The organism is Ruania halotolerans, from assembly GCF_021049285.1.
GTDB classification, from domain to species: Bacteria; Actinomycetota; Actinomycetes; order Actinomycetales; family Beutenbergiaceae; genus Ruania; species Ruania halotolerans.
This window is the reverse complement of record NZ_CP088017.1, coordinates 1949866-1972473: the sequence shown is the minus strand read 5'-3', so window position 1 is coordinate 1972473 and position 22608 is coordinate 1949866. Positions and strand designations below refer to the sequence as shown.

Genomic DNA, 22608 nt, shown 5'->3' with positions numbered 1-22608 from the left:
GCTACAGCTTCACAGCCGCCATCAGGCTGCCGAGTTCGCGACCTTCGATCGCCCGGGTACGGCCGGGCTTGAGGTGTCCGAGTCGGATCGGTCCGATCGTGGTGCGCGAAAGCTGGGTCACCGGATGGCCGACCTCCTCGAGGAGGCGCCGCACGATGTGGTTGCGCCCTTCGTGCAGGACCACCTCCACCACGCTGGCCTGAGGCGTGCTCTCCAGCAGGGTGAACTTGTCCACTTTGACGGTGCCGTCCTCCAGCGTGATCCCGTCCTTCAGCCGGCCGCCGAGGCCACGTGGCACCCGGCCCTCCACCTTCGCGACGTAGGTCTTGCCGATCTCGTAGGAGGGATGGGTGAGGCGGTGTGCGAGATCACCGTCGTTGGTGAGCAGGATCAACCCGGTCGTCTCCGCGTCCAACCGGCCTACATGGAAGAGCCGCTCGGCACGGTCGGCCACGAACTGGGACAAGTCGGGGCGGCCCGCCTCGTCGGACATGGTGGAGTACACGCCGGCGGGCTTGTGCAGGGCGAGTGTGACCACCGAGTCGTCGAGCTGAACGCGGAGGCCGTTCACGTGGATCACCGCGCGTTGGGGATCCACGCGTACGCCCAGTTCCCGCACCTGCGCTCCGTCCACGCTCACCCGGCCCGCGGCGATCAGATCTTCACAGACCCGGCGGGAGCCGAATCCGGCACCGGCGAGCACCTTCTGCAACCGGACGCCGTCGGGTGTGTGCACGTCCCGGGTCGCCTGGTCCGGGCGCTGGGGGCGGTTGCTGCGGCGGCCGCCGCGCGGGGTGGAGGGGCTCATCAGGCGGTCCCGTCGATATCGTCGAATGTGTCCATGTCAGGCAGGTACGGAGCGAGCGGCGGCAGGTCGTCGAGACTGCGCAGGCCGAGGCGCTCCAGGAAATAGCTGGTGGTCCGGTAGAGCGTGGCACCGCCCTCAGCGTCATGGCCCGCCTCCTCCACGAGTCCGCGGGCCAGGAGCGTGCGCACCACCGAATCCACGTTCACCCCGCGGATGGCCGAGATCCGGCCCCGCGAGACGGGTTGACGATACGCGATCACGGCGAGGGTCTCCAACGCCGCCTGCGTCAGCCTGGCGGTCTGACCGTCGACCACGAACGCGTCGACGGCGGCGCTGAACGCAGGCGCAGAGTAGAACCGCCATCCGCCGGCCACTTCGCGCAACTCGAACCCGCGCGGTCGAGGCCCACCGGAGTACTCCGCAACCAGGGCTTCCAGTGCCGCGGTGACCTCCGCCGTCGGGATCTGCAGGACGGAGGCGATCCGTTCGGCGGGCACCGGCGATTCGGCCACCATGAGGATGGCCTCCAGGGCGGAGGCAAGACCACCGGGGCGATCGAGCACACTCGGCGCCGCGGGGCTACTGTGCGACTCGGTCGCAGGCCCGTCATCGCCAGGGGCCACTGACGTATCGCGAGCCTCGGTCACTCCTTCGGCTGTACTCATTCGGAGTCCACCTCCCCTTCGTGGATCGCGGGTCGACCGCCGTCACTGCCGTCACCGCCGTCGGTCCCTTCAGGGGTGGCGATACTGTCGTCGTAGTCATCGGTCACATCGACGTCCCCTGCTTCGGCACCCATCCACCGCACGTTCAGCTCGCTGAGCGGACCAGCCTGGTCGAAGCCAATCGCTCCCTCACGGTACAACTCGAGCAGCGCCAGAAATCGCGCGACCACCACCGGTACCCCGTCGGCATCGTCAGTGAGAGTGCGAAAGGAGAGAGTCCGCGAACGCCGGAGCCGGTCCACGATCAACGCCGCCTGTTCGCGCACGCTGACGGCAGGATTGTGCAGGTGGGAGATGTCGACACTGTCGGGGGCCGGTTTCGGCGCGAGTGCCGCCGCGGCGAGCGCCGCGAGATCCTGTGGCCCGACCTGCATGATGAGCTCAGGCAGCAGCGCCGCGAACCGGGGCTCGAGGGCCACCTCACGTGGATAGGAACGGCCAGAGAGCTCCCAGGCTTTCGCGATGTGGGCCGCCACCTCCTTGAACGCTCGGTACTGCAGCAACCGGGCGAACAGCAGATCGCGGGCCTCCAGCAGCTCCAGATCCTCGGCGTCCTCCACGGCGCCACGCGGAAGCAGCCGGGCAGCCTTGAGATCCAGCAGGGTCGAGGCGATCACGAGGAATTCACTCGCCTGGGAGAGGTCCCATTCCTCCTGTCCCCGGATGTGGGCGATGAAGTCATCGGTCACCACCGCCAGGGCCACCTCGGTGACGTCCATCTTGTGCTTGGCGATCAGCGAGAGCAGCAGATCGAACGGTCCGGAGAAGTTCTCCAGGCGCACTTCGAAGGTCGCCCGGTGCCGAGCGTTCGCGACGCCCACGTCCGCACCGTCAGCCGGCGCGTCACGAGTGAGCCCGACGGCGTCCGGTGCCTCCGGTTCGGCCGTCACCACGGGTGTATCGGCCCCATCGTGCTCAGGCCACGTCGCCACGAGCGATGAGCTCGCGCGCGAGCTTGCGGTAGTTGTAGGCGCCAGCGTGGTTGGGCGCATAGGTGGTGATCGGCTCAGTGGCCACAGAGGCGTCCGGAAACTTCACCGTCCGGGCGATGACCGTATCGAAAACCGTGTCCCCGAACGCCTCCCGAACCCGGGCCAGCACCTCTCGCGAGTGCAAGGTGCGAGCGTCCACCATCGTGGCCAGGATTCCGTCGGTGTGCAGACGCGGGTTCAGCCGGTCACGCACTTTGTCGATCGTCTCCACCAGCAGCGCCACACCACGTAGCGCGAAGAACTCGGTCTCCAGCGGGATGATCACGCCGTGCGCCGCGGTCAAGGCGTTCACGGTGAGCAACCCCAGGGAGGGCTGGCAGTCGATGAGGATGACGTCGTAGTCATCGGTGGCCGGCCGCAGGACGCGGCTCAGCGCCTGCTCGCGAGCGACCTCGTTGACCAGTTGCACCTCGGCTGCGGACAGATCGATGTTCGCCGGGATGAGGTCAAGACCCGGCACCGCGGTGTGCTGGATCACCTGATGGATCTCTGGCTTGGCGGCCATCAATTCGGTGTAGATCGTCTGATCCAGCTCGTGCGCATTGAAACCGAGTCCGGCCGAGGCGGCGCCCTGCGGATCGAAGTCGACAATCAGTACCTTGCGGCCGTACTCGGCCAACGCGGCACCGAGATTGATGGTCGTGGTGGTCTTGCCCACCCCGCCCTTCTGGTTGCACATAGCGATGATGCGGGCCGGGCCGTGTCCGTTCAGCGGCTCCGGTACGTCGAAGTCGCGTTCGGTGCGGAGTTCGGGTGCATCAGTACTCACCTCGCCAAACCTACTGGCCACCCCGGCCTTTACCAACCGCGCACGCCGTCACGAACCCACCCGGTCGGAGTGCCCGAGGTCCTTCCCGGGGGCGATCCGGTCCCGCACGAGTCGCTTCAGTGGGCCGATCTCGGGGAATCCGCCGTCGCGCTTGCGGTTCCATACGCACTCGGAGCCCACGTCGATCCGGAACATGCCGCCAGTGGCGGGCACCAGCGCGACCTCCCCCACTTCTGCGGCGAACGTGGTGAGCAGTTCGCCGGCGTACCACTGAGCCCGGAGCAACCATTGGCACTGCGTGCAATAGGTGATGACGATCCGTGGTTCAGCCATGAGCCCATCCTCCAGCATCGGTGGGCTGTCGGGCACCTCGCGCCACGGTGGGTGGCCTGAGTGTCACGAATTGAGAAGCTCACGACATCAGGGCCACCCTCGTCAGCCGATCGGTGACCGTGGCAATAAACCTGTGGCCAGTCCGGCACTCCTGCTGGCAGGCTTTCCTCAGCCGGATTCCGCGTCTGCCCGTTCGGGCGGGCGCGGCCGAGAACGAAGGAGGTGGCGAGATGACTGTCGCCATGCGCTCGACCGCCCCCACCCCCTTCGTCCTTGGAGCACCGCGTGACCACGTCCACCTTTCCCTTCGACACCCCCAACGAGCCATTCACCCTTGCTGAGGACCAACGCTGGAGCCGCTACGGCGAGCCCGGCATCCTCACCGGCCCAGAGCCGGCACCCCAGTGGCTGATCACCGACGACGGTGCGATCGAGACCGAGCTCGGCACCCTGAAGTCAGGGAAAGAGGCCGACGTCGACCTGCTGGAACGCACGGCCGGCGCGCGCACGCACCTGCTCGCGGCCAAGCGGTACCGGTCCCGGGAGCATCGTGATTTCCACCGCGACTCGGTCTACACCGATGGGCGGCGGGAGCGTCGTTCCCGTGACCAGCGCGCCGTAACCCGTGGCACTCGGTACGGACGCGCCGTGCAGGCCGGGCAGTGGGCCGGCACCGAGTTCAGCGTGCTCTGCGACCTGGCCGCCGCGGGCGCGCCCGTGCCCTACCCCGTCCAGCTGGATGGCACCGAGATCCTGATGGAACTGGTCACCGACGTGACCGGTGACCCGGCGCCGCGACTGGCCGCGACGAGACCGGATCCCGAGCTGCTGGCGCACTACTGGGACGAGCTGCGCCGTGCCATGCGGATCCTGGCCTCTCGGCAGTTGGCCCATGGCGACCTCTCGCCGTACAACGTGCTCGCCACCGGGGAACGACTCGTGGTGATCGACGTGCCACAGGTGGTGGACCTGGTGGCGAACCCGCACGGGATCGAGATGCTCAGCCGCGACTGCCGCACGATGTGCAGCTGGTTCACCGCACGGGGACTCGGCCAGGACCCGGATGTCCTGCTCGCCGAGATGATCTCCTTCGCCTGGTGATCCGCACCTGACATCGGTGTCGTCACGGCTGATAGCGTTCACGAGAATCACTGAGGTTACGGGGGAAGTTCGATGGAAGTTGTTGCTGGAGTAGGGGCGCTGGCGCTCGTGGGCATCATCGCGGTTGTCGCGATCGTGGCCGTCGTGATCGGATTGCTGGTCTTCCGGTCCTGGGTCAAGGTGGCTCGCGCCGATGAGGCGCTGGTCGTCTCCGGTGTGAAACAGCGAGGCGCCGAAGGTGAACCGGAGAGTTCGGTACGCGTCGTCGTGAACGGCCGAGCCGTGGTCAACCCGATGACGCAACGCCACGAGGTCATCTCGTTGCGGTCCCGGCAGGTAACGATGAACGCGGAGGCACAATCCGAAGACGGCGTGACCCTCGACGTCGAGGCAGTTGCGATCGTGAAGATCGGCTCACATCCCGCCTCCGTGAAGCGAGCCGCCGAACGTTTCGCCTCCCAGGATTCGGCCATTGAGGTGTTCACCACCGAACAACTCGAAGGCGCCCTGCGCGGCGTGGTCGCGAAACTCCCCGTGATCGACCTGATGCGAGACCGCAAACGGTTCTCCGAACAGATCGCCACGGACGTTTCCGTCGAGCTGGACGAGCAGGGCCTCATCCTTGACTCCTTTCAGATCAAGGGAATCACCGATGACGTGGGGTACATCCAGTCGCTCGGTGCGCCGGAGATCCAGTCGAAACGCCAGGCCGCGGAGATCTCGGAGACGAACGCCGAACGCGCCGTCCGCCAGCAGCAGATCACCAACGAGGAAGCCAACCTCGTTGAGCAGACCGAGTACGACAAGAATCTTGCGGCATCCAAATCCGAGGTCGGCCGGGCCAACGCCCAGGCGCTCCAGGCCGAGGCGCTGGCCAAGGCCGAGGCCGAACAGCAGGTGCTGAAGCAGGAGGCTGAGAACACTCAGGCCCGCCTTGACTCTGAAGTGAAGCGAGTCGCCGATGCCGACTTGTACCGTGCATCCAAGGATGCGGACGCCGATGCCTATCGGATGACGAAGCAGGCCGAGGCACAGGCCGCAATCGCCGCTCGGGAAGCCGAAGCGACGCGCGTACGCGCCGAAGCGGACGCCGAAGCAACGCGCCTCGAGGGCGAAGCCCGCGGGCAGTCGATACGTGCTGAGGCAGACGCCCTGGCCACGCACCAGGAGGCCTTGCTCATGCAGCGCATCGTCGACGCGCTGCCCACACTGATGGCGGAATTCGCCAAGGGCTACTCGACGATCGGTGAGGTCACGGTGGTGAGCAACGGCGGATCAGAATCGGGCGCCAGTGGGATGCTGGCCAACGAAAGTTCGGTAGCCATGCGCGGTGTGTTCGACTCCGTGCGTGCCGCCACCGGGATCGACCTCGGCGAAGTGATCCAGGGGCGTGCTGTGGGGCGAGCTTTCGCTGACGGCGCCAGCGACCAGAGTGAGAGCACTCCCACCGGATCCACCCGGCCGCCCGCTCCCGATTCCGCGGCGGCTACCCAGGACTCCGCTGGTGCGGGTGATCCCCCGTCGGCCCCTGGCTCCACACAGGGGTAGCACCCAGCACCAGGGCGAACTCAGGCCCGCGCTCGGGGATGGCTGGCGGCGTACACCTCGCGAAGCGTGTCCGGGGTCACCAGGGTATAGATCTGCGTGGTGGTCACCGAGGCATGCCCGAGCAACTCCTGCACCACCCGCACATCCGCCCCGCCGGCGAGCAGGTGCGTGGCGTAGGAGTGGCGCAACGTATGCGGGGAGATGTGTGCCTGCACGCCGCCCCGCTCTGCCGCCGTCTGCAGCACCGCCCACGCGCTCTGCCTGCTGAGCGGGTTCCCGCGCTGGTTCAGGAAGGCCATCGAGGAGCCGCGACCGCTTTGCGCCAGCACCGGGCGTGCCCGCACCAGGTACGCCTCCAGCGCTTCCACTGCGAACCGGCCCATCGGTACCACGCGCTCTTTGCGGCCTTTGCCGAACAACCGCAGCGACGGCGCCTCTCGATCGAGATCGAGATCGTCGACGTGGAGACCCACCGCCTCCGAGATCCGGGCGCCGGTCCCATAGAGCACCTCCACGAGGGCGCGGTCCCGCAGACCCAGGACGCCCTCGGCCATCGACGCGCCGGCGAGGAGCTTGTCCACTTCATCAGTCGATATCGCCTTGGGTAGCCGCTTCACGCCAGCCGGCGGGCGCACCGTCGCGGCGGGATCGTGCTCGGTGCGTCCCTCCAGCGTGGCGAACCGGTGCCACCCCCGCACCGCGACCACCGCACGTGAGGTGGAGGAGGCCACCAGCGGGTGCCCGCCATCGGACCCGCTGCGCAGCGCCTCAACGAAGTCCGTGACGTCGGTCTCGGTGACCTCATCGAAACGCTCCCGGCCCCGCACCGTCAGGAACGCGGCATAGCGGTTCAAGTCCCGCCGGTAGGCCGCGAGGGTGTGCTCGGACAACCCTCTTTCCACTCCCAGGTGCGCCAGATACTCCCGCAGCTCAGCCTGGAACGGTGAGACCTGCCGGGCCGGTTCGGGTGCGGTCATCGGCTCAGAACGGCAGGAACGGGTCGATCGAGATCGCCACGAACACGAGTGTCAGGTAGGTGATCGACGCATGGAACACCTTCATGGCGCCGAGCTTTCGCGTGGTCCCGGTGATCGCACGCCGGTACAGCGCCACACAGGAGCCGCCGAACCATGCACCCGAGGCCACCGCTGCCACCGAGTAGAACCAGCCCATGTCCGCCACCGGAATGAGAGCGAGGGAGCAGACCACCATGGCCGCGCAGTAACCGATCATCTGCTGGGCCACCCGGGCATCGGCCACCACCACAGGCAGCATGGGCACGCCGGCCTCGGCATAGTCCTTGCGGAATTTCATCGACAGCGGCCAGTAGTGCGGTGGGGTCCAGAAGAAGATGATCCCGAACAGCAGCAGCGGCGCCCAGTCCAGTCTCCCCGTGACGGCCGCCCACCCGATCAGCACCGGCATACAGCCGGCAGCGCCGCCCCAGACGATGTTCTGCGACGTGTGCCGCTTGAGCAGCATCGTGTAGCCGATCGTGTACATCAGGTTGGCAGCGAGCGCGAGCGCCGCGGCCACCCAGTTCACCGTCAGCCATAACCACACCACGGAGAATGCGCCAAGCATCAGGCCAAACACCAGCCCGGCCCGCGGGGTGATCTCGCCGGTGACCAAGGGGCGGTTCTTGGTGCGGTTCATCACGGCGTCGATATCGCGGTCGTACACCATGTTCAGCGTGTTCGCCGAACCGGCGGCGGCCGACCCGCCCACGAGCGTGGCGATGATCAGCCACCACGAGGGGAATCCGCCCTGCGCCAGGATCATCGTGGGAACAGTGGTGATGAGCAGGAGCTCGATCACGCGGGGTTTGGTGAGTGCCACATAGGCTCGCACGCGTGCCCCCACACCGCGGCGGGTCGCCTCGTCGACGGAGCCGACGGCGTCACGCGGATCGGCGGAGAGCGGGGCGTCGGGCACGGGGTGGGCTTTCGTCTCGGGGCGGCTGCACAGCACACAGGTGCGGCGGTGGGTACGCCGCTGAATCCAGTGTAGGCCGTCCTTTTGCGCCGTGGTCCACGGTACGGAATCGGTCGCGCCTCCCTGGCCTCGATTGAGTAGGGTCGGAGGCAGTACCGGCCCCGTCCGGGCCGAGGAGAAGGCCACACACCCAAGCACGCGTTCGCCCGCGCGAACGAGAGAGATGAGGTCCCGTGAACGCCCCGTCACCCAAGGCCACGACCGTCGGCTGGAACGAACTCGATGTCAAGGCCGTGAACACCGTCCGCGCCCTGGCCGCAGACGCCGTCGAGAAGTGTGGCAGCGGCCACCCTGGGACGGCGATCTCGCTTGCCCCGGCCGCCTACTTGCTCTACCAGAACGTGATGCGACTGGACCCCGCGGACCAGCACTGGCTCGGCCGCGACCGGTTCGTCCTCTCCGCCGGGCACTCCTCGCTCACCCAGTACATCCAGCTCTTCCTCGCCGGATACGGACTCGAGGTGGAGGACATCGCCGCATTGCGCACCTGGGGCTCAGCCACTCCCGGTCACCCCGAGGCCGGGCACACCACCGGCGTGGAGACCACCACCGGTCCGCTCGGCCAGGGAGTGGGCATCTCGGTCGGGATGGCGATGGCGCAGCGCCGTGTCCGCGGTCTGCTCGACCCGGACGCAGCCGCCGGTGACTCCCCGTTCGATCACCATGTCTACGTGATCGCCTCCGATGGTGATCTGCAGGAGGGCATCAGCAGCGAAGCTTCCTCGCTCGCCGGCACCCAGGAGCTCGGCAACCTCATCCTCATCTGGGACGACAACCACATCTCCATCGAGGGCGACACGGACGTGGCCTTCACCGAGGACGTGGTGGCGCGCTACGAGGCCTACGGCTGGCACACCCAGCGAGTCGACTGGACGCAGCCGGATGGGTACACCGAGGACGTCGACGCCCTCGCCGCCGCCATCGAAGAAGCGAAGTCGGTCACGGATCGCCCCTCGTTCATCGCCCTGCGCACGATCATCGGTTGGCCCACACCCGGCAAGCAAGGCACCGGTGAGGCGCACGGGGCCGCACTCGGCGCGGAGGAGGTCAAGGGCCTCAAGGAAGCTATCGGCTTCGACCCGGAGCAGAACTTCGAGGTGGATCCGGCAGTCCTCGCCCACACCCGCAAGGTCGGCGAACGTGGCGCAGCGCTGCACGCCGAATGGGACCAGCAGCTGGCCGCCTGGGCCGCCGCGAACCCCGAGCGTGCCACCCTCCTGGAGCGGATGCGCAGCCACGAGTTGCCCGCGGACTGGACGAAGTCGCTCCCCACGTTCGAATCAGGAAAGTCTCTGGCAACCCGCGCCGCGTCGGGGAGCGTGCTCGGCGCTCTGGCTCCGGTTCTGCCCGAGCTCTGGGGTGGCTCCGCCGACCTGGCCGGCTCGAACAACACCACGATGAAGGGCGAGCCCTCCTTCATCCCCACCGACCGTTCCACCGACAAGTTCCAAGGGCACCCCTACGGGCGCACCTTGCACTTCGGGATTCGCGAGCATGCCATGGGCGCGATCGTGAACGGCATCGCGATGGATGGTCTGACGCGACCATACGGCGGGACGTTCCTGACGTTCAGCGACTACATGCGCGGCTCCGTGCGGATCGCCGCAGTGATGGGCGCGCCGTCCATCTACGTCTGGACGCACGACTCGATCGGGCTCGGCGAGGACGGTCCCACGCACCAGCCTGTGGAACACCTGGCCGCCTGCCGCGCCATCCCCGGCCTCGCCGTCGTGCGCCCGGCAGACGCCAACGAGACCACCGCAGCCTGGCAGGCGGTGCTGGAGCGCCGCGATGGGCCGGTGGGATTGGCGCTCACCCGGCAGGGTGTGCCCACCTTCCCGCGTGGCGAGGACGGCTACGCGTCGGCCGACGGCGTCGCACGGGGCGCGTACGTGTTGCTGGAGTCATCGACGCCGGTACCGCAGGTCATCCTGATCGGGACCGGGTCCGAGGTCCAGTTGGCCGTCGAGGCACGCGAACAGCTCGAGGCCGAAGGCATTGGCACCCGGGTGGTGTCGGCGCCCTGCCTGGAATGGTTCGACGCCCAGGACAGCGAGTACCGCGAATCGGTGCTTCCGGCCGCGGTGCGCGCCCGGGTGAGCGTTGAGGCCGGGATCGCCATGCCGTGGTATCGCTACCTCGGCGATGCCGGCCGCGCAGTCTCGTTGGAACATTTCGGTGCATCGGCGGATTACAAGACGCTCTACCGGGAGTTCGGTATTACCGCCGAGGCCACCGTGGCAGCAGCCAAGGATTCCCTGGCAGCAGCCACCTCGTGACACCACCGGGTGAGTGCTGGTCGAGCGGCCGAGAATCGACCAGCACTCACCCGGCCCTCCCACTCAACCGAGGAGTTCGTGATGACCGACATCGCTGGCACAGCGCCCACCACCCCGTCGTCACCGTTGGCCGAGATCAGCGCCGCCGGTGTGTCCATCTGGCTCGACGACCTCTCCCGTGACTCGCTCGAGTCCGGGGATCTCGCGGGACTCATCGCCGACCAGCACGTGGTGGGCGTGACGACCAACCCGACGATCTTCGCCGGCGCGCTCGCCGAAGGGACGGCCTATGAGGCCCAGCTGCGCGAACTCGCCGCAGCCGGAGCATCAACTGAGGAGGCAGTCCTCACCCTCACCACTGACGACGTCCGGCGGGCTTGTGACATCTTCCGTCCCACGTTCGAGGCCACGGGGGGCAAGGACGGGCGCGTCTCGATCGAGGTGGACCCGCGCCTCGCCCACGACACCGACGCCACCATCAAGGAGGCGCACCACCTGTGGAACACGGTGGATCGCCCCAACCTGTGTGTGAAGATCCCTGCCACCAAGGAAGGGCTCCCGGCAATCACTGCGGCCACGGCAGCGGGGATCAGCGTGAACGTCACGCTCATCTTCAGCCTCGATCGCTACCGAGCCGTGGCGCAGGCCTATGTGGACGGTCTTGAGCGTGCCCAGCAGGCAGGCGTCGACCTGACCACGATCCACTCGGTCGCCTCGGTGTTCCTCTCCCGAATCGACGCCAAGGTGGACGCCGCGCTGGAACAGATCGGCACCCCCGAGGCGAGCGAGCTCCGCGGACGTGCAGCGATCGCCGGAGCACGGCTGTGCTATGAGGTGTTCGAAGAGATCTTCTCCACCCCGAGGTTCGCCGCTCTGGCCGCGGACGGCGCCCACCGGCAACGTCCGCTCTGGGCTTCCACGAGCACCAAGGATCCGGAGTATCCCGACACGATGTACGTGGACGAGCTCGTCGTGGCCGACGTGGTGAACACGATGCCCCGCAAGACGCTTGCTGCCGTGGCGGACCACTCCCGCGCGACCGGCGAGGACACAGTGCACGGCACCTACGACGAGTCTCGGCAGGTACTGGACGCAATCGTGCGGCACGGCGTTCCCTACGAGACCATCCTGTCCGACCTGGAGATCGCTGGTGTCGACTCCTTCGAGAAGAGCTGGGCTGAGCTGCTCGAGACCGTCACCAACGGTCTCCGTGCCGCCGGCTGAAAGGGCGCCCACGTCGATGCCGAACGCATCTGTCCACCCAGCTCCCAACCCGCTGCGGGATCCCGCGGACCGGCGCCTTCCTCGAATCGCGGGCCCCGGCGGTCTGGTGCTCTTCGGAGTCACCGGAGATCTGGCCCGCAAGAAGTTGCTTCCCGCCATCTACGACCTGGCCAATAGAGGTCTGCTCCCCCCCGGATTCGGGCTCACCGGGTTCGGCCGCCGGGACTGGAGCCACGACGACTTCCGGGCGGTGGCGCTCGAAGCTGCACAGGCACATTGCCGGACACCGTTCAACGATCACGTCTGGGATCAGCTGGCCAAGGGATTCCGGTTCGTTCAGGGCAACTTCGATGATCCGGACGCCTTCAAGCGCCTCGCCCGCACGGTCGAGGAGCTCGACGCCGAGCGTGGCACCGGAGGCAACCACGCCTTCTACCTGTCCGTCCCTCCGGCGCAGTTCCCAGTGGTCTGCCAGCAACTCTCCGAATCAGGTCTATCGACCCCGAAGCCCGGCACCTGGCGCCGGGTGGTGATCGAGAAACCGTTTGGTTCGGACCTGGCGTCGGCGCGAGAGCTCAACGACGTGGTCGAAGAGGTCTTCCCTGCTGATGCGGTCTTCAGGATCGACCACTACCTCGGCAAGGAGACGGTCCAGAACCTATTGGCGATGCGGTTCGCCAACCAGTTGTTCGAGCCCATCTGGAACGCCAACTATGTGGACCACGTACAGATCACCATGGCCGAGGACATCGGGATCGGCTCGCGCGCCGGGTACTTCGACGGGATCGGTACAGCCCGGGATGTGATTCAGAACCACCTGCTCCAGCTGTTCGCGCTGACCGCGATGGAGGAGCCGGTCTCATTCGAGGCAGACTCGCTGCGCACGGAGAAGGAGAAAGTCCTCTCCGCCGTCCGCCTCCCGAAGGACCTGGACCAGCACACCGCCCGGGGCCAATACGCGGCCGGATGGCAGGGAGGTGAACAGGTACGTGGCTACTTGGACGAAGATGGCGTCCCGGCAGATTCGGGCACCGAGACCTACGCGGCGATCCGACTCGACGTGGACACTCGCCGGTGGGCAGGGGTGCCGTTCTATCTACGCGCAGGCAAGCGCCTGGGCCGCCGGGTCACCGAGATCGCCGTGGTGTTCAAGCGCGCACCACACCTGCCCTTCGACCTCAATGAGACCCAGGAGCTCGGCCACAACGCCCTGGTGATCCGGGTGCAGCCGGACGAAGGCGTGACGATCCGGTTCGGATCCAAGGTGCCAGGGACGGCGATGGAGGTCCGGGACGTCACCATGGACTTCGGCTACGGACACGCGTTCACCGAATCCTCTCCCGAGGCCTACGAACGCCTCCTGCTCGACGTGCTGCTGGGCGATCCACCGCTGTTCCCGCACCAGCGGGAGGTGGAGCTCTCCTGGGAGATCCTCGACCCGATCATCGACGCCTGGGCGGGCGCGGGCCAGCCGGACCAGTACCGTGCCGGGACGTGGGGACCGCCCTCGGCAGACGCCATGCTCTCACGTGACGGACGGACCTGGAGGCGGCCGTGATCATTACCTTGAAGGACACCACCACCGCGGAGATCGGCGCCAAGTTGGTGCGGCTGCGGGAAGAGGGCGGAGCGGTGGCCCTCGGGCGCGTGCTGACCCTGGTGATCGTTGCCGAGCAATCGCCCGCCGGCACCGATGCACTCATCGAGGCAGCCAATCAGGCCAGCAAGGAGCATCCCTGCCGGGTGATCGTGGTGGACCCGAGTGAGCAGGCCGATCCCGGCGAAGCAGGGCTGGATGCCGAGATTCGTATCGGCGGCGATGCCGGAGCCTCGGATGTGGTGGTTCTGCGACCACTCGGCGGGGCTCGCACCGAGGTAGACACCCTGGTGATCCCCTTGCTGTTGCCGGATGCTCCCATCGTGGTGTGGTGGCCCAAGCACCCGCCCGAGCACCCCGGCGAGGATCCGCTGGGCCGGATGGCTCAGCGTCGGATCAGCGATGTCGGTGAGTGCGCCGACTCGATCACCCAGCTCACCCAACTCGGTGCGGCCTACACCCCGGGCGACACGGACCTCTCCTGGGCCCGTACCACCCTGTGGCGTGGAATCACGGCTGCTGCATTGGACGATGCACATGAACCGGTGCGTGCGGTCCGTGTGCTCGGTTCGAAAGACCGGCCGTCGACTCATCTGTTCGCGGCGTGGTTGGCCGCATCACTCGACCTCGACGTGACCCTGGAGCACGAAGCAGGCTCCACCGCGATCACCGGCCTCGACTTGGAGCGGGCCGATGGCACCATCAGTATGCGACGTCCCGAGGGCGAGGTGATCGTCAGTATCACCCAGCCCAATCAACCCGATCACGAACTCGCCATGCCCAAGCGGGCACTGCAGGACTGCCTGATGGAGGACCTGCGGCGGATGGATCCGGATGCGGTCTACCAGCGCACGCTTCTGAAGGGCCTGCCGCGCGTGCGAGTGAGGGAAGGTTCACCGGCATGAATGCGCAGCGCGCTGTTCTCGTTCATCCCACCCCGGACGCCCTTGCGCGCGCGACGGCTGCGCGCCTGCTGCTGGCCGTGGCGGATGCCCAAGCGCTCCGGCGGCCCGTCCACGTGGCCATCACCGGAGGCACGATCGGCACTCAGGTGCTCTCCGACATGGCCACCTCGCCTCTTGTGGAGAACGTGGATCTCACCGGGCTGCACGTGTGGTGGGTCGACGAACGCTTCGTGCCCTCGGGCGACCCGGACCGGAACGAGGGCCAGGCCACCGCGGCACTGCTCAGTGGCCTCGATATCCCCGCCCAGAACGTGCACCGGATGCCCTCCTCTGACCACGCCGCCGACCCGGACGCGGCCGCCGCCGATTATGCCGCTGAGCTCGCTGCTTTCGCCGCCGAGGACACCGGCGCCGGCGCAGTGCGCGCACCGGAGTTCGACGTGGTGCTGCTCGGTATGGGCCCGGACGGACACATCGCTTCACTGTTCCCCGGGCACGGCACCGTCGCTGTGACCGACCGCACCGTGATCGGGGTCGTGGACTCTCCCAAGCCCCCGCCTCGCCGCCTCTCACTGACCGTGCCGGTGCTCACCCACGCCCGTCAGGTATGGGTGGTGGCGGCCGGGGCCGCGAAGGCCGAACCGGTCGCGCGCGCGCTCGCCGGAGCCGACCCCGAGGAGATTCCGGCCGCCGCTGCCGCCGGTCGTGATCTCACCCTCTGGCTCGTGGATGCCGAGGCCGCCAGTCACGGCGTCGATGGACAGAAAGTCGTCTCCGCCAGCCGGGAGGTCGCCGCCGATGCGGCCACGCTCTTCGAGCTGATCGCCGACCCTGCACGCCAACCAGAATGGGACGGGAACGACAATCTTGCGCGGGCCGAGGCCGGGCAGCGAGTGCGCGCCGTCGGTGAGGTGTTCCGTACCGAGCTCACCAACGGTGCCGTTCGGGAGAACCACGTGGTGGAGTTCACTGAAGGACGTGTGATCGCCTGGCAACCTGCGGAGCCGGGCGCGCCTCGCCCCGGACACCTGTGGCGCTGGGAACTCACCCCAGCCGCAGATGACCGCACGGTGGTCACGCACACCTACGACTGGTCTCGGCTCACTGACGCCGGCCGGTTCACACGAGCACGCGCCACTACGAGCGACTGGCTGGCCGCCTCCATCGAACGGCTGGCTCGAATCGTCGAACGCTGATCGAGGGATCCTCGCCCGTGCGGCCTCCTCGCGGAGGTGTCTCCTCAGCCGCCGCGTCGAGCACGCAGGGCGGAGAGTGCCTCATCCAGGAGCGCGGCGCCGTCCGCGTCGCTGCGACGTTCCTTCACGTACGCCAGGTGCGTCTTGTACGGCTCATTGCGGGGGGCGGTGGGCGGGTTCTTCTGGTCCTGACCGGCAGGCAGGCCACAGCGTGGGCAGTCCCACGTCTCTGGCACGGCCACGCCTTGCTCCTGCGCAAAGCTAGGCCGGGTCTCATGGCCACTGGCACACCAGTACGAAACCCATACCCGTGGCGCCGAATCGCCGCGCTCGGCCTCACCCATCGGGCCCGCACCTACGCGTGAGCCTCGGATCGCACTACCGCCTGCCATGGAGGAACTCCCTGCTCAGAATGTGAAACGTTGGATCAGGCCGAGCAGCACGATCACCACACCCCAGACGACCGCGGATCCGATCGTGATCCGGTTGAGGTTGCGCTCAGCAACTCCGGAGGATCCGAGGCTGGAGGAGATGCCGCCGCCGAACATGTCGGACAGTCCCCCACCCTTGCCCTTGTGCATGAGGATCGAGAGCACCAGCATGAAACTGGTCAGCACCAGCAGTACCTGCAGGATGATGGTCAATGCGCTCACGTGTCGGTGATCTTTCCTCGTCGGACGGATGGTTGCCGGTCCGGGACCGGCGCGTGCACGAGTCTACGCGATCGGTGCGGGGCACAGACGCGTACCCCGCACCGACCGGCAATGAGCTGGTCCCGGATCAGCCCACCGAACTGTGGGTCAGAGGCCGACGGCGTGGGATTGGTAGCGCACGATGGCCGCGAACTCCTCGGGGTCCAGGCTCGCACCTCCCACGAGGGCTCCGTCCACATCGGACTGGGCCATGATCGATGCCACGTTGCCGGACTTCACCGAGCCGCCGTAGAGCACGCGCACGGCCTCGGCCACCTCCGCCGAGTACAGCTCGGCGAGGCGGCTGCGAATCGCTGCGCACACCTCCTGCGCGTCCTCCGGGGTGGCCACCTCACCGGTGCCGATCGCCCAGACGGGCTCGTACGCGACCACGGTCTTGGCCGCATCCTCACCGGAGATGCCCGCGAAGGCGCCGTCCACCTGGGCCACGGTGTGGGACACCTGCTCACCGGCTTGGCGAACATCGAGCCCTTCACCCACGCAGATGATCGGAACTATTCCGGCACCCAGTGCAGCCTTGGCCTTGTCGCCCACCAGCGCGTCGCTCTCGGAGTGGTGTTCCCGGCGCTCCGAGTGCCCCACGACGGCGTAGCTCACTCCAAGTTTGGTGAGCATGGTCGCGGAGATCTCACCGGTGTAGGCGCCCTTGGCGTGTGCGGAGATGTCCTGCGAGCCGTAGCCGATCTCCAGCTTGTCCGCGTCCACCAGGGTCTGCACCGAACGCAGGTCGGTGAACGGGGGGCACACCACGACCTCCACGGCCGAGTACTCATGCTTGGCGTCTTTGAGCGTCCACGCCAGCTTCTGCACCAGGTGTGTGGCCTCGTGGTGGTCGAGGTTCATCTTCCAGTTACCCGCCATGAGCGGGGTACGGGTGGTGGGCATGTGTGGCCTTTCAGTCGCTGGGTCTGCCGGGATCAGTCGGTCAGCACGTCAATACCGGGCAGGGTCTTGCCCTCGAGGAACTCCAGGGATGCACCGCCGCCGGTGGAGATGTGGCTGAAGCCGGACTCATCGAAGCCCAGCTGACGCACTGCGGCAGCGGAATCCCCGCCGCCGACGATGCTGAACGCACCTGCGCTGGTCGCCTCGACCATCGCCTGGGCGACGGCCTTCGTACCGTCGGCGAAGGCCGCAAACTCGAAGACGCCCATCGGCCCGTTCCACACCACCGTCTTCGCCTCCGCGATCGAGGCGGCGAACGCCTTCGCAGAGTCGGGGCCGATGTCCAGGCCCATCTGGTCGTCCGGGATCGAGTCCACGGGCACGACGGTGGCCGGGGCATCCGCGGCGAACGCCGGCGCCACCACCACATCGGTGGGGAGCACAATCTGCACGCCTCGTTCGGCGGCAGTGTCCAGGTAGCCCTTGACCGTCTCGATCTGGTCCTCCTCGAGCAGCGAGGATCCCACCGAGTGGCCACGTGCGGCCAGGAAGGTGAACACCATCCCGCCGCCGATGAGCAGACGGTCGGCCTTGGTCAGCAGGTTCGCGATGACCCCGAGCTTGTCGGAGACCTTCGACCCACCGAGCACCACCGCATAGGGACGCTCCGGGTTCTCGGTGGCGCGTCCCAGTGCTTCGAGTTCGGACTGCACGAGGCCGCCGACGGCGTGCGGGAGTTCCAGTGCGACGTCGTAGACGCTGGCCTGCTTGCGGTGCACCACACCGAATCCGTCGGAGACGTAGATGTCGGCCAGCGCAGCGAGATCGTCGGCCAGGGACGCGCGCTCGGCGTCGTCCTTGGACGTCTCTCGCGGGTCGAAGCGGATGTTCTCCAGGAGCACTACCTCGCCGGGGTGCATGGCAGCGACGGCGTGCCGTGCACCCTCCCCGACCGTGTCGGTGGCCAGGGTGACGGAGGTGCCCAGCAATTCGCCGAGGCGGAGTGAGACGGGCGCGAGTGAGAACGCGGGGTCGACGGCGCCCTTGGGGCGGCCCAGGTGCGCTGCCACGACCACGCGTGCGCCGGCCTCGGTGAGGCGGCGGATGGTCGGCAACGCGGCCCGGATGCGGCCGTCGTCGGCGATCGTGGTGCCGCTCAGTGGCACATTGAAATCGGAACGGACGAGGACGCGCTTTCCGCGTAGCTCGCCGAGGTCATCGATGGTCTTCATGAGTCCTCCCACGGGTACGTCGAACCTGGGGCCGATCGCATGACCGCGCCCGCGCGCTCATCAGAGGACGCGGGCGCGGTTCATGGTCGGTTCGTCAGAGCTGCTCGCCGACGTAGACGCTGAGGTCCACGAGACGGTTGGAGTAGCCCCATTCGTTGTCGTACCAGGAGACGACCTTGACCTGGTCGCCGATCACCTTGGTCAGGCCGGAGTCGAAGATGCTCGAGGCCGGATCGCCAGCGATATCCGTGGAGACCAGCGGATCGTCGGAGTAGACCAGGATGCCCTTGAGCTCATCTGTCGCGGCCGCCTCCTTGATCGCAGCATTGACCTCATCCACGGTCACCTCACGAGAGGCCGTGAAGGTGAGGTCGGTCGCCGAGCCGGTCGGGACCGGCACGCGGAGTGCGTAACCGTCCAGCTTGCCGGCCAGTTGCGGCAGAACGAGGGAGACTGCCTTCGCCGCACCGGTCGAGGTGGGCACGATGTTCAGGGCTGCGGCGCGGGCGCGGCGCGGGTCCTTGTGCGGACCGTCCTGCAGGTTCTGGTCGGCGGTGTAGGCGTGCACCGTGGTCATCAGACCGCGCACCAGGCCGAACTTCTCGTCGAGCACCTTGGCCAGGGGGGCCAGGCAGTTCGTGGTGCAGGAGGCGTTCGAGATGATGTGGTGGTTCGCTGCGTCATAGTCGGTGTGGTTGACACCCATGACGAACGTGGCGTCCTCGTTCTTGGCCGGGGCGGAGATGATGACCTTCTTCGCGCCGGCGTCGAGGTGAGCCTTCGCCTTGCTGGCGTCGGTGAAGATACCGGTCGACTCGATGACGATGTCGGCTCCGAGCTCTCCCCACGGCAGGGCGGCGGGGTCCCGCTCGGCGAGTGCCTTGAAGGTCTTGTCGCCGACGGTGATGGACGTCTCGTCGTAGGAGACGTCCTCGGCGAGCTTGCCGAGGATGGAGTCGAACTTGAGCAGGTTGGCCAGGGCCTCGTTGCTCGTCAGGTCGTTGACACCGACGATCTCGATGTCCGCTCCGCTGGCGAGGGCGGCGCGGAAGAAGTTCCGTCCGATGCGGCCGAAGCCGTTGATTCCGACGCGGATGGTCACGTTTTCCTCCTGGCGCGCTCGTTGCGCGCATAGCGTCTGGGTCGGGGAATCGCGTTACTCACGCGAGAGCGGCCGCCGCAAGCGGCCGGGGGAGGCCGCATTCCGATGCCGGGCACGGAGACTCACCAGGAGTCAACGGTACACCCGCCGGGGGCAAAGGTCTGCCCACTGCGGCCGGCAATGGACGAACCGTTCACATATCGAGCATGTCCTGGGTCAGGTTGCTCTCCGTGTCGGGTATGCCGAGCTCCTGTGCGCGCTTATCCGCCATCGCCAGGAGGCGCCGGATCCGGCCGGCCACCGCGTCCTTGGTCAGTTGCGGATCGGAGAGTTGGCCAAGCTCTTCGAGGCTGGCCTGTTTGTGATCCAACCGCAGTCGTCCGGCCTGGCGGAGGTGATCGGGCATCTCTTCGCCGAGTATCTCGAAGGCGCGCTCCACGCGGGCACCGGCAGCCACGGCCGCCTGGGCGGACCTGCGCAGGTTCGCGTCATCGAAGTTCGCGAGCCTGTTGGCGGTGCCGCGGACCTCCCGGCGCATCCGCCGTTCCTCCCAGGCCAGTACGGCGTCGTGTGCCCCCATCCGGGTGAGGATCGCGCTGATCGCATCGCCGTCTCGGATCACCACCCGGTCCACGCCACGCACCTCACGCGCCTTGGCTTGGATCCCCAGCCGCCGCGCAGCACCAACGAGTGCCAAGGCAGCTTCCGGGCCCGGGCAGGTCACCTCCAGCGCTGAGGAACGGCCGGGTTCGGTGAGCGAGCCGTGGGCGAGGAACGCCCCACGCCACGCAGCCACCGCGTCCCCGATGCTGGAGTTGACCACGTGCGGGGGCAGGCCGCGCACCGGACGTCCGCGATTGTCGAGCAGCCCGGTCTGGCGCGCGAGTTGTTCACCACCGGCCACCACTCGGATGACGTACCGGTTCCCCCGCCGCAAGCCTCCACCCGAGACCACGATCACTTCGCTGTTGTGCCCGTACACCTCGTGGACGGCCTGGCGGAGGCGACGGGCGGTCACCCCGGTGTCCACCTCCGCTTCCACCACGATGCGACCGGAAATGATGTGCAATCCACCCGCAAACCGCAGCGTTGCGGCCACTTCGGCCTTGCGGGCGGAGAGTTTGTCCACCTTGAGCCGGGCGAGCTCGTCCTTCACGTCGGCCGTCAGAGACATGAGCGCCATCCTGCCATTCATCGGGACCTCTCCCCCACGTCGCCGAGGAAACGTTCGAATGTATCTCGATAGGCCGCAGCCAATCGCAAGGTGTCGTGACGCGGCGTCCCGTCTCCTTCGCTGACCTGGCGCAGCAGAAGGTCCGCTCCGAGCGCACTGGCGCAGGCGGACAGGTCGTCGATGTCCTCCACGGCAGTCGGGTCGGCGATCACGACGTCCAGGCGCAGGTCCGGAGCGAAGTCGGCCAGGGAGCGGATGTGGTCTGCGGCACTGAATCCGGAGGTCTCACCCGCTTGTGCGGACAAGTTCAAGGTGAGCCCGATGCGAGCCGTCGTGGTGTGCAGTGCACGGGAGATCTCGGGTACGAGCAAGTGTGGCATCACCGACGTGTACCAGGAACCTGGTCCGAGAATCACCCAGTCGGCGTCGTGGATCGCCTCGACCGCCTCCGGGCATGCGGGTGGATCTGCCGGGAGAACGCGCACGCGCTCCACGCGTCCGGCCGTCACCGCGACCCTGCTCTGGCCGCGGACGAGACTGCGATGTTCGGTCTCGCCCTGGCGGTGGAGGACGTCGGCCTCGATGTCCAATGGCACAGCCGCCATCGGTAGGACCCTCCCGTGCGCGCCGAGGAGCTGCCCGATCAGATCCAGGCCGGCCACCTGATCGCCGAGGAGTTCCCACACCGTGGAGATCAGGAGATTGCCGACCGCGTGCCCATGCAACGGCCCAGTGGAGCTGAACCGATGCTGCAGGACGTCCCGCCACGTATGCCCCCATTCGGACTCGTCGCACAGGGCCGACAGTGCCATGCGAAGGTCGCCTGGCGGAAGCACGCCGAGCTCCTGACGCAGGCGACCGGATGAGCCGCCGTCGTCGGCCACCGTGACCACCGCGGTCAAGGCTGTGGTCACGTGCCGTAGCGCCCCCAATGTGGCCGCCAGACCATGGCCGCCTCCCAGAGCAGCCACTCGCGGACGACGATCGCGACTGGCTTGCCCACGTTGCGGTATCCGGCCGAGTGCGGGCGTGCGGGCCATCACTCGCGCCCCAGGTCACGGTGGACGGTGCGCACGGTCCGGCCCTGCCCGCGCAAGGTGGTCGCGATGGCCTCGGAGATCGCGACTGATCGGTGCTTGCCGCCGGTGCAACCGACGGCGATGGTCACGTACGGCTTCTGCTCCTGGGTATACCCATCGAGGACTGGCTCGATCGCGGCCACCCACCGCTGCACGAACTCCTCGGCCCCCGGTAGACCGAGCACATAGTCGCGTACCGGCTCGTCCTTACCGGTGAGGTTCCTCAGTTCGCTCACCCAATACGGATTCTTGAGAAATCGCACGTCCACCACGTGATCGGCGTCCAGCGGCAGCCCGTATTTGAACCCGAACGACACGGTGGTCAGGCGCAGCGTCGTCTCGGTCTCGTTGGCCACCAGATCCCGGACAGCTCGTGCGAGGTCATGCACGGAAAGGTCACTCGTGTCGAGGGTGACATCGGCGCGCGAGCGCAGGTGCGCCAGGAGGCGCCGTTCCTCGGAGATGCCGTCCAGCATCCGCCCGTCGCCCTGCAGCGGATGCGGTCGCCGCACTTTCTCGAACCGGCGCACCAGCGCTTCGTCGGAGGCGTCGAGGAAGACAATCCGGTAGTCGATCCGGGCCCCGCGCAGGTCATCGAGAACCTGCACCAGATCGGAGAAGAACTCGCGAGAGCGCACGTCCACCACTGCGGCGAGCCGCCGGACTCCTCCGTCGGCTTGGGTCATCATCCCGGCGAGCGCCATGAGCATCTTTGGCGGCAAGTTGTCCACCACATACCAGTCCAGGTCCTCCAGCACGGAGGCCGCATGGCTTCGCCCGGCTCCGGACATGCCGGTGATGATCATGATCTCCGGGCGGTCGTCGGCGGAGGGCCCGGTGGACTCGTCGAGCAGCGGGATTCCGTAGGGCACCGTGGTGGGCTGGCCAGGGTGAGCCTGCGACCTCTGCGTGGGACTCGACTCGTTCATGCAGCGTCCTCTCCCACGATCC

General features: G+C 67.5%; 22 protein-coding genes. 7 read left to right on the top strand and 15 right to left on the bottom strand.

Going from position 1 to position 22608, the window contains the following annotated elements; genetic code table 11:
• Position 1: 1 nt before the first annotated feature.
• The 5 genes from LQF10_RS08680 to LQF10_RS08660 are packed head-to-tail and all read right to left on the bottom strand — an operon-like array spanning position 2 to position 3627.
• Positions 2 to 808 carry a pseudouridine synthase gene (locus LQF10_RS08680; RefSeq protein WP_231067072.1) on the bottom strand — a complete coding sequence of 269 codons (807 nt, stop codon included), beginning with the start codon at positions 806 to 808 and terminating at the stop codon, positions 2 to 4.
• Positions 808 to 1473, bottom strand: coding sequence for an SMC-Scp complex subunit ScpB (gene scpB / locus LQF10_RS08675; protein WP_231067071.1), 666 nt, complete (start codon positions 1471 to 1473; stop codon positions 808 to 810). The genes LQF10_RS08680 and scpB overlap by 1 nt, the downstream gene beginning before the upstream one ends.
• Positions 1470 to 2423 carry a segregation and condensation protein A gene (locus LQF10_RS08670; protein WP_435531441.1) on the bottom strand — a complete coding sequence of 318 codons (954 nt, stop codon included), beginning with the start codon at positions 2421 to 2423 and terminating at the stop codon, positions 1470 to 1472. Before LQF10_RS08670 ends, scpB begins: the two co-directional genes overlap by 4 nt.
• A gap of 25 nt (positions 2424 to 2448) precedes the next feature.
• Positions 2449 to 3294 carry a ParA family protein gene (locus LQF10_RS08665; RefSeq protein WP_231067070.1) on the bottom strand — a complete coding sequence of 282 codons (846 nt, stop codon included), beginning with the start codon at positions 3292 to 3294 and terminating at the stop codon, positions 2449 to 2451.
• Between the two features lie 48 nt (positions 3295 to 3342).
• Complete coding sequence (locus LQF10_RS08660) at positions 3343 to 3627, bottom strand: Rdx family protein (RefSeq protein WP_231067069.1); 285 nt, start codon at positions 3625 to 3627, stop codon at positions 3343 to 3345.
• 285 nt (positions 3628 to 3912) lie between these two features.
• On the opposite strand from LQF10_RS08660, the gene LQF10_RS08655 reads away from it, so the two are divergent.
• Together LQF10_RS08655 and LQF10_RS08650 are read left to right on the top strand one after the other, a co-directional pair.
• Positions 3913 to 4728 (top strand): serine protein kinase RIO, encoded by an 816-nt coding sequence (locus LQF10_RS08655; protein WP_231067068.1) that lies wholly within the window; start codon positions 3913 to 3915, stop codon positions 4726 to 4728.
• A gap of 72 nt (positions 4729 to 4800) precedes the next feature.
• The gene (locus LQF10_RS08650; RefSeq protein WP_231067067.1) at positions 4801 to 6276 is read left to right on the top strand and encodes an SPFH domain-containing protein; all 1476 of its coding nucleotides are present in this window, start codon (positions 4801 to 4803) and stop codon (positions 6274 to 6276) included.
• Positions 6277 to 6296: 20 nt separating this feature from the next.
• On the opposite strand, the gene xerD is transcribed toward LQF10_RS08650, so the two are convergent.
• Both xerD and LQF10_RS08640 read right to left on the bottom strand, forming a co-directional pair.
• The gene (xerD, locus tag LQF10_RS08645) at positions 6297 to 7253 is read right to left on the bottom strand and encodes a site-specific tyrosine recombinase XerD (RefSeq protein ID WP_231067066.1); all 957 of its coding nucleotides are present in this window, start codon (positions 7251 to 7253) and stop codon (positions 6297 to 6299) included.
• A 4-nt stretch (positions 7254 to 7257) separates the two neighbouring features.
• Positions 7258 to 8211 carry a heme o synthase gene (locus LQF10_RS08640; protein ID WP_231067065.1) on the bottom strand — a complete coding sequence of 318 codons (954 nt, stop codon included), beginning with the start codon at positions 8209 to 8211 and terminating at the stop codon, positions 7258 to 7260.
• A 233-nt stretch (positions 8212 to 8444) separates the two neighbouring features.
• Here LQF10_RS08640 and tkt point away from each other — a divergent pair, with 233 nt between their 5' ends.
• The 5 genes from tkt (at position 8445) to pgl (ending at position 15472) form a co-directional block, all read left to right on the top strand.
• Positions 8445 to 10550 (top strand): transketolase, encoded by a 2106-nt coding sequence (gene tkt / locus LQF10_RS08635; RefSeq protein WP_231067064.1) that lies wholly within the window; start codon positions 8445 to 8447, stop codon positions 10548 to 10550.
• Between the two features lie 81 nt (positions 10551 to 10631).
• Positions 10632 to 11774, top strand: coding sequence for a transaldolase (tal, locus tag LQF10_RS08630; protein ID WP_231067063.1), 1143 nt, complete (start codon positions 10632 to 10634; stop codon positions 11772 to 11774).
• A gap of 16 nt (positions 11775 to 11790) precedes the next feature.
• A complete protein-coding gene (zwf, locus tag LQF10_RS08625) occupies positions 11791 to 13332 on the top strand; it encodes a glucose-6-phosphate dehydrogenase (protein ID WP_231067062.1) in 1542 nt (513 codons plus the stop codon).
• Positions 13329 to 14276: a glucose-6-phosphate dehydrogenase assembly protein OpcA gene (locus tag LQF10_RS08620; protein WP_231067061.1), complete on the top strand. Its 948-nt coding sequence runs from the start codon at positions 13329 to 13331 to the stop codon at positions 14274 to 14276. Before zwf ends, LQF10_RS08620 begins: the two co-directional genes overlap by 4 nt.
• A complete protein-coding gene (gene pgl, locus LQF10_RS19475; protein WP_354002640.1) occupies positions 14273 to 15472 on the top strand; it encodes a 6-phosphogluconolactonase in 1200 nt (399 codons plus the stop codon). Before LQF10_RS08620 ends, pgl begins: the two co-directional genes overlap by 4 nt.
• 44 nt (positions 15473 to 15516) lie before the next feature.
• Here the strand turns inward: pgl and LQF10_RS08605 are convergent, their stop codons facing one another.
• The 8 genes from LQF10_RS08605 to rapZ all read right to left on the bottom strand — a co-directional run bounded on the left by LQF10_RS08605 (position 15517) and on the right by rapZ (position 22586).
• Positions 15517 to 15864: an RNA polymerase-binding protein RbpA gene (locus LQF10_RS08605; protein WP_231067060.1), complete on the bottom strand. Its 348-nt coding sequence runs from the start codon at positions 15862 to 15864 to the stop codon at positions 15517 to 15519.
• A 15-nt stretch (positions 15865 to 15879) separates the two neighbouring features.
• A complete protein-coding gene (gene secG / locus LQF10_RS08600; RefSeq protein WP_231067059.1) occupies positions 15880 to 16125 on the bottom strand; it encodes a preprotein translocase subunit SecG in 246 nt (81 codons plus the stop codon).
• Between the two features lie 147 nt (positions 16126 to 16272).
• Positions 16273 to 17070: a triose-phosphate isomerase gene (gene tpiA / locus LQF10_RS08595; protein ID WP_231067058.1), complete on the bottom strand. Its 798-nt coding sequence runs from the start codon at positions 17068 to 17070 to the stop codon at positions 16273 to 16275.
• A 32-nt stretch (positions 17071 to 17102) separates the two neighbouring features.
• A complete protein-coding gene (locus tag LQF10_RS08590; protein WP_231067057.1) occupies positions 17103 to 18302 on the bottom strand; it encodes a phosphoglycerate kinase in 1200 nt (399 codons plus the stop codon).
• 94 nt (positions 18303 to 18396) lie between these two features.
• Entirely contained in the window at positions 18397 to 19404 is a 1008-nt protein-coding gene (gene gap, locus LQF10_RS08585) for a type I glyceraldehyde-3-phosphate dehydrogenase (protein ID WP_231067056.1), read from the bottom strand.
• 193 nt (positions 19405 to 19597) lie between these two features.
• Complete coding sequence (whiA, locus tag LQF10_RS08580) at positions 19598 to 20578, bottom strand: DNA-binding protein WhiA (protein WP_231067055.1); 981 nt, start codon at positions 20576 to 20578, stop codon at positions 19598 to 19600.
• A gap of 17 nt (positions 20579 to 20595) precedes the next feature.
• Positions 20596 to 21618, bottom strand: a complete 1023-nt coding sequence (locus LQF10_RS08575) for a gluconeogenesis factor YvcK family protein (RefSeq protein WP_231067054.1) — start codon at positions 21616 to 21618, stop codon at positions 20596 to 20598.
• Entirely contained in the window at positions 21618 to 22586 is a 969-nt protein-coding gene (gene rapZ, locus LQF10_RS08570; RefSeq protein WP_231067053.1) for an RNase adapter RapZ, read from the bottom strand. The genes LQF10_RS08575 and rapZ overlap by 1 nt, the downstream gene beginning before the upstream one ends.
• Positions 22587 to 22608: the final 22 nt, after the last annotated feature.